This is a genomic window from Tenacibaculum halocynthiae, assembly GCF_964512825.1.
GTDB classification, from domain to species: Bacteria; Bacteroidota; Bacteroidia; order Flavobacteriales; family Flavobacteriaceae; genus Polaribacter; species Polaribacter halocynthiae.
Window position 1 is genome coordinate 29,123 of the sequence record NZ_CAZELG010000028.1, and the last position, 14,241, is coordinate 43,363.

Genomic DNA, 14,241 nt, shown 5'->3' on the forward strand with positions numbered 1-14,241 from the left:
GGTGGTTAAAAATCGTTAAAACCAAGTTAAACACATTTTGTTAAAATGTTAAAATTGTATATTTGAGTAATTAAAACATTTATAAGCATATGAAGAAAATATTAGGAATTCTAGGAGTAGCGTTTATAGGTGGTGCAGTTGCGCTTACAGGCTACAAAGTATTAATTGAAAAACCTCAAGTTGTAATTCAAAAATCTAATGAGCCAACTTTACAAACAGTAAAGGCAAGTTATACAACACCAGTAATGAATACATCATCTGTACCTACAAATTTTACGGATGCAGCAGAAAGTACTGTAAATGCGGTTGTACACGTAAAAAATACTGCAATACGGACAAAGCAAGATCCTATGAGTTTTTTCTTTGGAGGAAGTGGTTCTAGAAAATATGAACAAGTAGGTACAGGAAGTGGTGTTATTATTTCTCCTGATGGCTATATTGTAACTAATAATCATGTAATTGAAGGAGCATCGGAGATTGAGATTACACTTAATAATCGTAAAAAGTTAAAAGCTAAATTAATAGGAGCAGATAAAGAAAGAGATATTGCTTTATTAAAAGTAGAATCTGACATTGTTTTGCCTACAGTTTCATTTGGAAATTCTGATAATGTAAAAATTGGAGAATGGGTATTAGCAGTAGGAAATCCTTACAATTTAACCTCTACAGTTACTGCTGGGATAGTCAGCGCTAAAGGACGAGATTTAGAAGGGAATAGAAATATAGAGTCTTTTATTCAAACAGATGCAGCAGTAAACCCAGGAAATAGTGGAGGAGCATTGGTGAATACTAGAGGAGAGTTGATAGGTATTAATACAGCTATTTCATCAAGAACTGGTTCGTTTATTGGGTATTCTTTTGCAGTGCCATCTAATATTGCTAAAAAAATTATTGATGATTTATTAGAGTATGGAGATGTTCAAGAGGCTTTAATAGGCTTTGAGCCTTATAATGATACTGAAGGAGCTATTGAAGGAGTGAAAATTAAAAGAATAGAAAAAGAAAGTGAAGCCTTAAAGTCAGGTTTAAGAGAAGGAGATGTAATAACTAAATTAAATAGTGTAAAAATCACCAAATTTTCAGAGTTAAAAGGTCAGTTAACGGCTAAACGACCAGGAGAAAAGGTTGTAGTTACAGTTTTAAGAGATGGCGAAAAGGTAGAAAAAGTTGTTACTTTAAGTAAGAAAGATTTTGTAGAAGTAAGAAGTTTAGGGTTAGTTCTGAAAGATATTTCTGAAAATGAAATTAAAAAAAACAAGATAAGTTCTGGAGCTAAAGTAATTTCAAATGTGAACAGGGTTCTTAATCGATTAGGAATAAAAGAAGGTTTTATTATTACTAAAATAAACAATCAAGAAGTTTTAAATTCAGTTGATGCAAGACAGAAATTATTAAACTTAGGAAATAACAATTCATTTGTTATTGAAGTAATTAATTTAAAAGGAGAAACAGTGAGGTACGGTTTTTAAATTATTCAGGATAAATAAAGAACTTAAGAAAACGCTTTTAATATTTTGTTAAAAGCGTTTTTTTCTTTTTAAAATAATTCTAAAATTAATTGAAAACAATTACTTTTGCACCAAATTTTTTAAATCTTAGTTAACACACAACTATGTCAACAATAACAAATTACGAAAACGAGGTAGTAAATCAAGCTCAAACAAGAAGAGCTACCGTTGAATTTATTAACATTGTTAATGATTTATGGTACGATAAATCTATTGAATTAGTATTATTTAGAAACCCATTAGTAGATAAAAGAGCTAGTGAAGTTTTAAATTTAATAGATTATGCAAAAGAGTTTGTAGCTAAACCAATCTCTATTCAAGATGCGTTAGATATTGCTAAAGCAATACAGTCAATTGAATTACCTGCTTCTAAATTAGATATCGGTAAATTAGCCTATGAGTTTCATTTATCTGAAAACGAAAATATAGATAAAGTTGATTTTGTAAAAAAACAATTAGAAGGAGCAACAGAAGCTAATGGAATTAAACCTAAAGACGTAGTTTTATATGGTTTTGGACGTATTGGTCGTTTATTAGCTCGTGAGTTAAGTAGTAAAATGGGTAAAGGTTCTCAATTACGTTTAAGAGCTGTTGTTACTCGTGGAAAAATAGATGAGTCTGTTTTAGAAAAAAGAGCTTCATTATTAAGTATCGATTCTGTACATGGAGACTTCTTAGGAACTGTTCAGGTAGATGCTGAAAATAATGCATTAATAATTAATGGTACAACTGTATATATGATATCTGCCGCCAAACCTGAAGATATTGATTATACTGAGTATGGAATTAATGATGCTTTAATTATTGATAATACCGGAGCTTTTAGAGATAAAGAGGCTTTAAATCGTCATTTAGTGCCAAAAGGTGCTAGTAAAGTTTTATTAACTGCACCAGGTAAAGGAATACCAAATATTGTACATGGAGTTAATCATATAGAAAATAACCCTGATACTGTTGATGTTTTTTCAGCTGCATCATGTACAACAAATGCAATAACGCCAGTTTTAAAGGTTTTAGAAGATAATTTCGGAATTAAAAAAGGGCATTTAGAAACTATTCATGCATATACTAATGATCAAAATTTAGTAGATAATATGCATAACAAATACCGTAGAGGTAGAGCTGCTGCATTAAATATGGTAATTACTGAAACAGGAGCAGGTAAAGCAGTATCAAAAGCGTTACCAGCTTTAGAAGGTAAATTAACATCAAATGCTATTCGTGTTCCTGTACCAAATGGATCATTAGCAATTTTAAATTTACAATTAAATTCAACTACTACGGCAGAAGCAGTTAATGCTATTATGAAACAATATGCTTTAGAAGGAGATTTAGTAGAGCAAATACAATATTCAATGAGTAATGAGTTAGTTTCTTCTGATATTGTAGGAACTACAGCACCATCAATTTTTGATAGTAAAGCTACTATTGCTGATGGAGATACGATTGTTATTTATGTGTGGTATGATAATGAATATGGATATTCTCATCAAGTAATGCGTTTAGCAAAACACATAGCAAAAGTACGTCGTTATACATATTATTAACAGACCGTTAATTTCATATTATAAAAAACCGAAACATTTTTAATGTTTCGGTTTTTTTGTTATATTTGATTTAAAGTAACCCTAATTCCCCTTAAATAATGAAAAAAGCAATACTCTTAATTGCATTTTTATTGAGCTTTTCTGCTCTAATGTATTCTCAAGAAATAAAAAAATCAGCATCTTTAACTTCAGGAAAATGGCGTATAGAATCGCTTAAAATTGGAGAAGAAAAAGAAGATCTTTCAAATTGTAAAAACAGTTGGATGGTTTTTGAAAAAGATGGTAACTATCAATTAGTGATAAGGAAAACTGAAAAAAAAGGACAATGGAAATTGTTGGAAGATAAAAAAACAATAAAATTTGAAAACGAAGGTGATGATACTAATGGTTTTCAAATACTTAAATTAAATGATAAAGAATTGTTGTTTTCAACAAAAGAAAATGATGTGGTTTATACAATGACATTAAAAAAGTAAAAACTTTCCGCATATAAACAAAAAACCGAAGCCTTTGCTTCGGTTTTTTGTTTATAACCAAATCAAAAGATGGTAATAATCTCAAAAACTTTTCTGTAAATTAGCATCAAAATATTTAGATGAAATCAATTGTAACTTTTTTAATTTTATTAATAACATTTAGCATGAATTCACAAAATTTACCATACTATGAATTAGAGGAAGTACCTAAAGAATATACAGCGGGGACAGTAGCAAGTAGGATGGTAGATGGACTAGGTTTTCGTTACTATTGGGCAACGGAAGGGTTAACAGTTAAAGACTTAAAATATAAACCTACAAAAGAAGCAAGAACAACCTTAGAAACGATAGATCATATATTAGTACTATCTGTAATGACATTAAGCGCGTTAGAGGGTAAAGAAGTAGATTTTTCTAAAGACGAAACATTATCATTTGAAGATATTCGTAAAATGACATTAGAGAATTTTAAGAAGTCGAGCGAGATTTTAAAGAACGCCAAAGATTTGTCATCTTTTAAAATGAAAATAAAAAGAAGAAATGGAAGTGTTGAAGAATATCCATTTTGGAATCAATTAAACGGACCAATAGCTGATGCAATTTGGCATGTTGGTCAAGTAGTTACTTTTAGACGCACAGCTGGAAATCCGCTTCCTAAAGGTGTTAGTTTACTAACGGGAAAAGTAAGGAAATAATAAATGAAAAAAAATGGAATGTTAGTTGCTTTGATGGAAGAATATGAAAGGGCGATAATGGACTATAAATTAATTTTAAAAAGTATTTCAGAAGAAGATTTTACAATTATTAGAGATAGAGTAGCAGAAGACCCAGACTGTAAATCATTACAAACAGTAACTTTTCACGTTATTCAGTCAGGTTATACATATGCTAACTATATTCAATCAATAAGCACAAAAGATTGGTTAGAATACAATACAGAAGTTATTACAACTAATAAAGCTATTCAAGAAATAGAAGGAATGATAGCATATACCAAAAAATCATTTCATAATAATTGGTATAAAGCAACAAAAGAGTTAGAAGAGTATTCATTTAAAACACGTTGGAATGTTACTTATGATTTAGAACAATTACTAGAACATGCCATTGTACACATTCTAAGACATAGAAGACAGATAGAAAATTTTTTGAAGAAAAATTAAATGACCACGGAACAAAAAATACAACAGCTTAGAGAAGAGTTACGTCAGCATAATCATAATTATTATGTATTAGACAATGCTACTATTTCTGATTACGATTTTGATATTAAACTAAAAGAGTTAGAAAAACTTGAAGAAGAAAATCCAGATTTCTTTGATTCTAATTCACCAACTCAGCGAGTAGGAGGAGATGTTACTAAAAATTTTGAAACGATTACTCATAAAAATAGAATGTACTCGTTAGATAACTCATACTCCAAAGATGATTTATTAGATTGGGAAAAACGAGTACAAAAGAATCTTGGAACTGAAGATATAGAATATACTTGTGAGTTGAAATACGATGGAGCCTCTATAAATTTAACCTATGAGAATGGACAATTTATAAGAGCAGTAACTCGTGGTGATGGTTTTCAAGGAGATGAAGTAACTACTAATATTAGAACGATAAAATCTATTCCTTTAGTTCCTAATGGAGATTATGTTTCAAGTTTTGAAATGCGTGGTGAAATAATTTTACCGTTGCAAGGTTTCAATAAAATGAATGAAGAACGTATAGCTAATGGAGAAGAAACTTATAGGAATCCTCGTAACACTGCCAGTGGAAGTTTAAAGCTTCAAGATAGTTCAGAGGTTGCTAAACGTCCGTTGGATTGCTTGTTGTATCAAGTGGTAACGAACGAACGTAAATACAAAACACATTTTGAAAGTTTAGAAGCTGCTAGAAAAGTTGGTTTTAAAGTTCCTGATACTATCGTTTTAGCAAAATCAATAGATGAAGTATTTGATTTTGTGAGCGCATGGGATGTGAAGCGTCATGAGTTACCATATGAAACCGATGGAGTTGTTGTAAAAGTTAATAATTTACAACAACAAGAAGAATTGGGATATACGGCAAAAGCACCTCGTTGGGCAATTGCATATAAGTTTAAAGCAGAGCAAGTATCAACAGTTTTAAATGAAATAACATATCAAGTAGGAAGAACTGGGGCAATAACTCCGGTTGCAAATTTAGAGCCAGTACAATTAGCAGGAACTATAGTAAAAAGAGCGTCTTTACATAATGCTGATCAAATTGAAAAGTTAGATATTCGTGTTGATGATACTGTTTTTGTTGAAAAAGGAGGTGAGATTATTCCTAAAATTATAAAAGTTGATTTAACAAAACGACCTGAATATTCTAAGCCTACTGAATATGCTACTAATTGCCCTGAATGTGGTACAGAATTGATTAGAACTGAAGGAGATGCTAAGCATTATTGCCCGAATGAATTTGGTTGTGCCCCACAAATAACTGGAAGAATTCAACATTACATTAGTAGAAAAGCAATGGATATTGATGGTTTAGGTGGAGAAACGGTAGATTTACTTCGTAAAGAAGGGTTGATAAAGAATTATGCAGATTTATATGATTTGAAAGTAGAACAAGTTATTCCTTTAGAAAGAATGGCTGAGAAATCTGCTCAAAATATGATTGAAGGAATTGAAAAATCAAAAGAAATTCCGTTTGAGAAAGTATTATTTGCACTAGGAATTCGATTTGTTGGTGAAACTGTAGCTAAAAAGTTAGCAAAACACTTTAAGTCAATAGATAATTTAATGCAAGCCGATTTTGATACTTTAATTGGGGTTGATGAAATAGGAGATAGAATTGCACAAAGTATTCTTGATTTTTCTGTTGATGAAGGTAATAAAGAGCTAATACAACGATTAAAATTGTATGGAGTACAATTAGAAGTTTCAGCAGAAAGTTTGGAAGGACAAACTGATAAACTTGCTGGAAAAGTATTTGTAGTTTCTGGTGTTTTTCATCAAATGAGTAGAAATGAACTTAAAAAAGCAATTGAAGATAATGGAGGTAAAGTAAGTTCTTCAATTTCTAAGAAAACAACATATATTGTAGCGGGTGATAATATGGGGCCAAGTAAATTAACTAAAGCAGAAAGTTTAAGTATTCCTATTATATCTGAGCAAGATTTTATTGATATGATATAAGAATAACATTTTTGTATTAAAATTTTTTTAATTATTAAATTAGATTAAAAATGACCAAACAAACTAAAATAACAATAGCCTCAGTATTATTTTTACTAGTAGCTATTGCTGATATTTATGCAGTAATAACTCAAAATAAAGTCATCGAAATGATTTTTAAGCCATTATTAATGACAACATTGGTTATGGTGTATTTGTTATCTGTAAAAAAGCCTAACTTCTGGTTTGTAAGTGGTTTGTTTTTTTCATTTTGGGGTGATGTTTTTCTTTTAGATAAAGAAGCTTTTTTTGTATTCGGATTGGGGTCATTTTTATTAGCTCATGTAATATATATAAAAATAACAACTGGTTTTTTACAAAAAGATTTAACAGCTAAAATGATAACATCTGCAATACCATTTGTTTTGTTGTTTGGATGCTTGTTATATTTAATTTATGATAACTTAGAAGAAATGCTTATTCCTGTTATCGTTTACGGAGTAACAATAGCAACTTTTGGAGCTTCAGCACTGTTAAATTATCGACAAGAAAAATCAATGGCTAATTCATGGTTGCTTTTAGGGGCTATTATTTTTATTGCATCTGATAGTTTAATAGCCTTGAATAATTTTTATGCAGCTAAACATCTTTTTGATATTGCAATTATAGTGTTGTATATAATTTCTCAGTACTTAATTTGTAAAGCCATGATAGCTAAAAATGAATAAGTATGGAAAAGCCAAGAATTACCAGGTTAACTCAAATACTTACACAACTTCAGTCAAAAAGAATTGTCATTGCCCGTGAATTAGCAGAAAAATATAATGTAAGCTTACGCACGATATACAGAGATATTAAAACATTAGAAAATTCAGGTATTCCTATTTTTACAGAAGAAGGTAAAGGATATTCAATGCAAGAAGGATTTCATTTACCTCCGGTAATGTTTTCTGAAAATGAAGCAAATGCCCTAATAACTGCTGAACAGTTAATACTTAAAAATAAAGATACTTCATTTGTTGAAAATTATACAAATGCGATTACTAAAATTAAAGCTGTACTTCAATATTCACAAAAAGATAAAGTAAACTTATTATCGCAAAGAATTATCTTTAGGGTTAATAAAGAACAAGAAAAAACAAGTAATCATTTAATGCAAATACAATCGGCAATAACTAGATTTCAATTATTAACGATAGAGTATTTGTCATTAGAAAGTAAATTTACAAAAAGAGTAGTAGAACCTTTTGCATTGTATAGTACTAACGAAAATTGGTTACTAATAGGATATTGCAGACTTCGTAAAGAATTTAGAGCGTTTAGAATAGATTGCATTCAGAGTATAATGAATTTAAAAGACACTTTTGAGCCTCATAAAATGAGCTTAGAAGAATATTTTGAAATATGCAAAGAAAAATATTTGAATACCCTTGACAAACCCTTGTCATAAGCCTCATTTATTTTTGTATCAACATTAAAAAATAATACAATGGAAGTAGTACAAAAAAATGAGTTTTATGTAATTGGAATTTCAGTTAGAACAACTAATGAAAACCAAGAAGCAAAAGAAGACATAGGTAAGTTATGGGAGCAATTTATGAATAAAGATATGTTTGGTATAATACACAATAGAATGAGTGATGCTATTTGTGCAGTTTATACCAATTATGAATCAGATCACACTAAACCTTATGATACAATTCTTGGGTTTCAAGTAACCGACTTAAAAAGTATCCCTGAAGGAATGGTTGGTGTAACCATACTGAAATCCAATTACCAGAGGTTTGTGGCTAAAGGAGATTTAACTAAAAACGCAGTAATTGATAAATGGATGGATATTTGGAAGATGGATTTAAATAGAACGTATACTGCCGATTTTGAGTTATATGGTAAAAAAGCTGAAGACCCTACAAATGGTGAAGTAGATATTTATATAGCTGTAAAGTAAATATGATAAATATTAATACGTTTTATATAGAAAAAGAAGAACCAATTAAAAGTTGTTTACTAGCATTGAGGAAAATTATTTTAGATATTGATGCTATAACTGAAACTCAAAAATGGGGAATGCCTTGTTTTTTGTATAAGAAACAACTTTTTTGTTATTTATGGATAGATAAAAAAACGTTAGAGCCTTATATTTTAATGGTGAAAGGAGAGGATCTTAATTTTCCTGGTTTAGAAAAAGGAAATCGTTCAAAAATGAAAATATTTAGAATGGATGCAAATCAAGATATTCCAATTGATACTATTCAATCACTTTTAAAAGAAGCTTTAAAATTATATTAATTAGGTTTATGACTGATATTGATCACTTTTATTTTGATAAAGAAGAGCCAGTAAAAGGGTGTTTGTTAGCTTTAAAAAACATTATACAAACTTATAATAAAGAGTTTATTTCAAAATGGTATTACAAACTCCCATGCTTTATGTATGAAAATAAATTGTTTTGTTATTTATGGGTTGATAAAAAAACACAATTCCCATATATAGCTATAGGAAGGGGTGTAGAAATAGAGCATCCTGATTTAGTACAAGGCAATCGAACATTTGTAAAGTTGTTGTATATAAACCCAAATGAAGATATTCCCATAAACAAAATTTATCAAATTTTTGATATGGCTTTAAAACTATATAAATAAAAAGTACTTCATTGATTTAGTTTTTCTAAACTCAATGAAGTACTGTATTAAACAAACAATAATTACAAATTCTTATTTTAAATAGGGTATATCTTTTTTATGTATATATAGTAATACTATTGCTGAAAGTAATGTAAATATGGAAAGTGAAAATAAAAGACCACCATCACCATTATTTTCAATACCTATTTTGGTAAGATGTCCCATGATGGCTCCACTCATTAATCCAATAGTTAAGAAACAACCTATCCAAGTTTTTTTTGGTGTAAATAATAAAATTGAAGCTATTAGTTCTAAAATTCCTGTTCCGATTCTTACGATAGCTTCATGCTCTCCAGCAACTTTGGTGAATAAATTAATACTTTGTTGAGCTCCAGTAAATTTAAAAAATAACGTTTGTAGCATAATTACTGCAATTATTAATTTTAAAATAAAGGGGAAGTATTTATTCATGATAATTGTTTTTTTGATTTAGACGATTAAAACTTTAATTCTTACAAGTATAAAATAGTATTTTTGTGTTTTTAAGAAAACAATCCTTTTTTATATAGTTTTTGTATGCGTTATAACCTATTAATTATATTTTTATTAATCTTTTCGAGTTGTAAAAAAAAATCTATTAAATTAAATTATTTAGATGAGCACGTAGTTGGTGATTCTATACTATTTAAAAATAATATGGTTGGAGGCCTTTCTGGTATAGATTATTCAAATAATAAATACTACATGGTAGTTGATGATTCTTCTAATCCAAGGATTTTAGTTAGTAAAATAGCTATTGAGCAAAATAAAATTTCAACTATTAATTTTATAGATGTTATATCAGTAAAAGATACTACTAGTCTTTTTTTTAAAAACAATGCGTTAGATTTAGAATCTATTTTTATTGATAATGAGAATAATATAAATTTAACTAGTGAAGGGAATATAAATGGAGGAAAAAGGCCTTCAGTTTTTGTAATTGACTCATTAGGAAAGTTTAAAAAAGAAGTAAAAATACCTAGCTATTTTAAAAATATAGATTTAGGAAAGCCAAAACATAATGCAGCTTTTGAAAGTTCGACTAAGAGTATAGACAAAAGCGGTTTTTGGGTTGCTATGGAAGGGCCTTTAGGGGTAGATGGAGAAGAACCTACTTTTGAAGTAACCAATTCACCAATTAGAATTAGTTATTTTGATAGTACTTCAAACAAAGCAACAAAACAATATGCTTATCAATTAGAAAAAATTGACAAACCAGCAAAAGGAAATATAAATCTTAATGGTGTAACAGCTATTTTACAATATACTAATGATAGTTTTTTTGTTGTTGAAAGAATATATCAAAGTGGTTACGGGAGTCATGGTAATACTGTAAGAATTTTTAAAGCAACGGTTCAAAGTAATACTACAAATACTTTAGAAATTCAATCATTGAAAAAAGAAAAATTTATTTCTTTAAAGAAAGAATTATTATTTGATTTTACATCGGTGAAAGAAAAATTAACAGGTGGTATTATAGACAATATAGAGGGAATAACTTTTGGACCAACTTTACCAAATGGAAATCAATCTTTACTGTTAGTTTCTGATGATAATTTTCAAAAATATGGTAAGCAACTTAATCAGTTTATATTATTAGAAATTGTAAATAAATAAATTATTTTAGCAGAAGAAATAAAGTGAAATGATAGGTAAACTTAAGCAGAAGTCAATAGAAAAGTACTATAATAAATTAATAGAAAGAAAACCTATAGTTAATAGTAAGAATGGAAAAGTAAAATCAATAGCTGTAATTCTTGATAATGAATCATTAGTCAACGTAATTCAAGCTAACTTAACAAATAAATTGCCTTTTAAAAAGGAAGATATAACTTTTTTAGTGCAGAGAGAGTTTTCAAAAAAACAAGAAATAACACCAATGTTTTTTACTGAAGAAGAATTAGGGTATAAAGCTAGTTTAAAATCAGACAATTTAAAAAACTTTGTTAAAAAAGAGTATGACTTGCTTATAAATTATACAAAATCATCAAATTTATACACTAATGTAATAACTTTGCAATCGCAAGCAAAACTAAAAGTAGGGTTTGCTGAAGTTGATGATAGATTATACGATTTAGTTGTAGCAGATACTACATTTAATGAAGCAATTTTAAATCAAGAATTAAAAAAATATTTAACGATTTTAAATAAAATATAATGCAAAAGTTTATAGGTACAGGAGTAGCTTTAGTAACTCCTTTTAAAGAGGATTTAACAGTAGATTATAATGCACTTATAAAGTTAGTGGATTATAATATTGATAACGGAATAAATTATTTAGTTATTAATGGTACAACAGCTGAAAGTGCAACTATAACAAAAGAGGAAAAGAAAGAAATAATAAAAGTAATTGCAGAAACAAACAAAGGTCGTTTACCTTTAGTATTAGGAGTTGGAGGAAATAATACTCAAACAGTTGTTGAAGAACTTCAAACTTTAGATTTATCTAATATTGATGCAATATTATCAGTAGCTCCATATTATAGTAAGCCAACACAAGAAGGTTTTTATCAACATTTTAAGGCAGTTGCATTAGCTAGCCCTAAGCCAATAATATTATATAATGTACCTGGAAGAACAGCTAAAAATATGCTGCCAGAAACTACATTACGTTTAGCAAATGATTTTGATAATGTAATTGGAGTAAAAGAAGCAGCAAATATTCAGCAGCAATATTATTCTTTACTTAAAGACAAACCAGAAGACTTTTTAGTTATATCAGGTGATGATGATTTAACTTTAGGAGTTGTTTTAGCTGGTGGAGCAGGAGTTATATCAGTAATTGGTCAAGGTTTACCAAAAGAGTTTTCTACAATGATTCAATTGGGGTTAGCTGGTAAAAATAAAGAAGCATTTGATATTCATTATAAATTAATGGATATTGTTGATTATATTTTTGAAGAAAATAACCCAGCAGGAATTAAGGCAGTATTAATGAAAAAAGGTATTTGTTTAGATGAAGTTCGCTTACCGTTAGTAAAGGCTTCAGAAGAATTACAAACTAAAATATCTGACTTTATAGATAATCTATAATTTGTCTAAACAAAAATTATATATAGAAAAGGCTACAATAACTTAATTGTAGTCTTTTTTTAGCATCTTTGTATAAGAAATAAATCACACCCAAGTATGTTATCAAAAAAAATAGAAGAAGTACTAAATACACAAATAAAAATAGAAGCAGAATCGTCTCAGGTATATTTATCAATGGCATGTTGGGCAGAAATTCAAGGTTTTGAAGGAGTTGCTCAGTTTATGTACGCACATTCAGATGAAGAACGCATGCACATGTTAAAGTTGGTAAAGTTTGTTAATGAACGTGGTGGTCATGCTCAAATTTCTGAATTAGCAGCGCCTCCAACTGAGTTTGGTTCATTTAAAGATATGTTTCAAACATTATTTGATCATGAGGTTATGGTTTCTAAATCTATTAATGATTTAGTTCACATTACATTAGAAGAAAGAGATTATGCAACTCATAACTTTTTACAATGGTATGTATCAGAACAAATAGAAGAGGAAGCTTTAGCAAGAAACATTTTAGATAAAATTAATTTAATTGGTGATGATAAAGGAGGCTTATATTTATTTGATAATGATGTAAAGCAGTTAGTAGGGCAAGCACCTGATGCGCCTCAATAAGATTAACAAAGATTTAGGAGTTGTTTACGATTTTTATAGCAGATTTTATGGTTTATTGCAATACTTTACATTGAGTAAAAAAATCGTTTTAATAATCCATAATTAATCATTAATTTTGCCAGATGCAAAAAAATAAAAATTTAGCGTATATAATTGTAATGTTATTGGTATTAACATCATGTGGCCAATATCAAAAAGTATTAAATAGAGGTACAGTAGAAGAGCAGTATAAAATGGCTGTAAAAATGTATGAATCTCAAAAATACAGTAAGGCTTTACGTTTATTTGAAAAAATAACACCTTCTTATAGAGGTAAACCACAAATGGAACGTATCCAATTTATGGTTTCTCAATCAAACTTTAATGAAAAAAATTATAGTTTAGCAGGGTATTATTTTAATAGGTTTACAAGAAATTATCCTAAGAGTTCTAAAAAAGAAGAAGCAGCTTTTTTATCAGCTTTAAGTTATTATAAGGCAGCGCCAAGGTTTAGTTTAGATCCTACAGATACCGACAAAGCGTTGGAGTCTTTTCAAGGATTTATAGATAACTATCCTAATTCAGATAAATTACCAGAAGCAAACAAGTATTATGCTGAATTACGTTATAAATTAGAAAAGAAGGCATTTGAAATAGCAAAAACATATTATAGAACAGCTGATTATGATACCAGAAATTATAGAGCAGCTATAGTAGCTTTTGATAATTTGTTATCTGATTATTTAGGTACAAGTTTTAAAGAAGAAGCATTGTTTTACCGTTTAAAAGCGGCTCATGACTTTGCAATGAAAAGTACTGCTAGAAGAAAAGCAGAAAGAATAAAAAGTGCTGTAAAAGCATATGATAAATTAAAAAGAAACTTTCCTGAATCAAAATTCATGACAGATTCTAATGATATGCTATCAGCATTACAAAAGGCACAAGAACAATTAGTTAAAAGTTAAAAAATGGATTATAAAGAAACGAAAGCACCTGTAAGTACAATAACTTATGATAAAGAAGCTATCGAAGCTTCTACAGATAATATCTATGAGGCAATTTCTGTAATAGCAAAAAGAGCTACACAAATTAACTCTGATTTAAAAAAGGAGTTAGTTGATAAGTTAGATGAGTTTGCTACTTACAATGATAGTTTAGAGGAAGTTTTTGAAAATAAAGAACAGATAGAAGTTTCTAAATTCTACGAACGTTTACCAAAACCACATGCTATTGCAGTTGATGAGTGGTTAGATGGTAAAGTATATTACAGAACACCAGACGCAGAATAA

The 14,241-nt window shown here is 28.9% G+C and carries 18 protein-coding genes; 17 read left to right on the forward strand and 1 reads right to left on the reverse strand.

Going from position 1 to position 14,241, the window contains the following annotated elements; translation table 11 throughout:
• Positions 1–89 precede the first annotated feature (89 nt).
• The 11 genes from ACKTTQ_RS09390 (at position 90) to ACKTTQ_RS09440 (ending at position 9,310) form a co-directional block, all read left to right on the forward strand.
• Positions 90–1,469, forward strand: a complete 1,380-nt coding sequence (locus ACKTTQ_RS09390) for a trypsin-like peptidase domain-containing protein (protein ID WP_093871383.1) — start codon at positions 90–92, stop codon at positions 1,467–1,469.
• A gap of 143 nt (positions 1,470–1,612) precedes the next feature.
• Positions 1,613–3,055, forward strand: coding sequence for a glyceraldehyde-3-phosphate dehydrogenase (locus ACKTTQ_RS09395; protein WP_093871382.1), 1,443 nt, complete (start codon positions 1,613–1,615; stop codon positions 3,053–3,055).
• 98 nt (positions 3,056–3,153) lie between these two features.
• A complete protein-coding gene (locus ACKTTQ_RS09400; RefSeq protein WP_408049056.1) occupies positions 3,154–3,531 on the forward strand; it encodes a lipocalin family protein in 378 nt (125 codons plus the stop codon).
• Between the two features lie 119 nt (positions 3,532–3,650).
• The gene (locus tag ACKTTQ_RS09405; RefSeq protein ID WP_408049057.1) at positions 3,651–4,226 is read left to right on the forward strand and encodes a DinB family protein; all 576 of its coding nucleotides are present in this window, start codon (positions 3,651–3,653) and stop codon (positions 4,224–4,226) included.
• A gap of 3 nt (positions 4,227–4,229) precedes the next feature.
• Positions 4,230–4,694: a DinB family protein gene (locus tag ACKTTQ_RS09410; protein WP_113787287.1), complete on the forward strand. Its 465-nt coding sequence runs from the start codon at positions 4,230–4,232 to the stop codon at positions 4,692–4,694.
• A complete protein-coding gene (gene ligA, locus ACKTTQ_RS09415; RefSeq protein WP_299134281.1) occupies positions 4,695–6,689 on the forward strand; it encodes an NAD-dependent DNA ligase LigA in 1,995 nt (664 codons plus the stop codon).
• 50 nt (positions 6,690–6,739) lie between these two features.
• The gene (locus tag ACKTTQ_RS09420) at positions 6,740–7,396 is read left to right on the forward strand and encodes a lysoplasmalogenase (protein ID WP_093871378.1); all 657 of its coding nucleotides are present in this window, start codon (positions 6,740–6,742) and stop codon (positions 7,394–7,396) included.
• Positions 7,393–8,118, forward strand: coding sequence for a helix-turn-helix transcriptional regulator (locus ACKTTQ_RS09425; protein ID WP_093871377.1), 726 nt, complete (start codon positions 7,393–7,395; stop codon positions 8,116–8,118). The genes ACKTTQ_RS09420 and ACKTTQ_RS09425 overlap by 4 nt, the downstream gene beginning before the upstream one ends.
• A gap of 39 nt (positions 8,119–8,157) precedes the next feature.
• On the forward strand, positions 8,158–8,616 hold the full coding sequence (locus ACKTTQ_RS09430) for a GyrI-like domain-containing protein (RefSeq protein WP_093871376.1): 459 nt from the start codon (positions 8,158–8,160) through the stop codon (positions 8,614–8,616).
• Between the two features lie 2 nt (positions 8,617–8,618).
• Positions 8,619–8,957, forward strand: a complete 339-nt coding sequence (locus ACKTTQ_RS09435; protein ID WP_408049058.1) for a DUF1801 domain-containing protein — start codon at positions 8,619–8,621, stop codon at positions 8,955–8,957.
• Positions 8,958–8,965: 8 nt separating this feature from the next.
• Positions 8,966–9,310 (forward strand): DUF1801 domain-containing protein, encoded by a 345-nt coding sequence (locus ACKTTQ_RS09440; RefSeq protein ID WP_299134273.1) that lies wholly within the window; start codon positions 8,966–8,968, stop codon positions 9,308–9,310.
• A gap of 72 nt (positions 9,311–9,382) precedes the next feature.
• Here the strand turns inward: ACKTTQ_RS09440 and ACKTTQ_RS09445 are convergent, their stop codons facing one another.
• Positions 9,383–9,763, reverse strand: coding sequence for a DoxX family membrane protein (locus ACKTTQ_RS09445; RefSeq protein WP_093871373.1), 381 nt, complete (start codon positions 9,761–9,763; stop codon positions 9,383–9,385).
• Between the two features lie 105 nt (positions 9,764–9,868).
• Here ACKTTQ_RS09445 and ACKTTQ_RS09450 point away from each other — a divergent pair, with 105 nt between their 5' ends.
• From ACKTTQ_RS09450 to ACKTTQ_RS09475, 6 genes are all read left to right on the forward strand, one after another.
• Positions 9,869–10,948 (forward strand): esterase-like activity of phytase family protein, encoded by a 1,080-nt coding sequence (locus ACKTTQ_RS09450; protein ID WP_093871372.1) that lies wholly within the window; start codon positions 9,869–9,871, stop codon positions 10,946–10,948.
• 28 nt (positions 10,949–10,976) lie between these two features.
• A complete protein-coding gene (locus tag ACKTTQ_RS09455) occupies positions 10,977–11,489 on the forward strand; it encodes a DUF6913 domain-containing protein (protein ID WP_299134268.1) in 513 nt (170 codons plus the stop codon).
• On the forward strand, positions 11,489–12,364 hold the full coding sequence (gene dapA / locus ACKTTQ_RS09460; RefSeq protein ID WP_299134266.1) for a 4-hydroxy-tetrahydrodipicolinate synthase: 876 nt from the start codon (positions 11,489–11,491) through the stop codon (positions 12,362–12,364). The genes ACKTTQ_RS09455 and dapA overlap by 1 nt, the downstream gene beginning before the upstream one ends.
• A gap of 96 nt (positions 12,365–12,460) precedes the next feature.
• Positions 12,461–12,973, forward strand: coding sequence for a ferritin (locus tag ACKTTQ_RS09465; RefSeq protein WP_093871369.1), 513 nt, complete (start codon positions 12,461–12,463; stop codon positions 12,971–12,973).
• Positions 12,974–13,095: 122 nt separating this feature from the next.
• Complete coding sequence (locus ACKTTQ_RS09470) at positions 13,096–13,917, forward strand: outer membrane protein assembly factor BamD (protein ID WP_093871368.1); 822 nt, start codon at positions 13,096–13,098, stop codon at positions 13,915–13,917.
• Between the two features lie 3 nt (positions 13,918–13,920).
• Positions 13,921–14,241, forward strand: a complete 321-nt coding sequence (locus ACKTTQ_RS09475) for a DNA-directed RNA polymerase subunit omega (protein WP_093871367.1) — start codon at positions 13,921–13,923, stop codon at positions 14,239–14,241.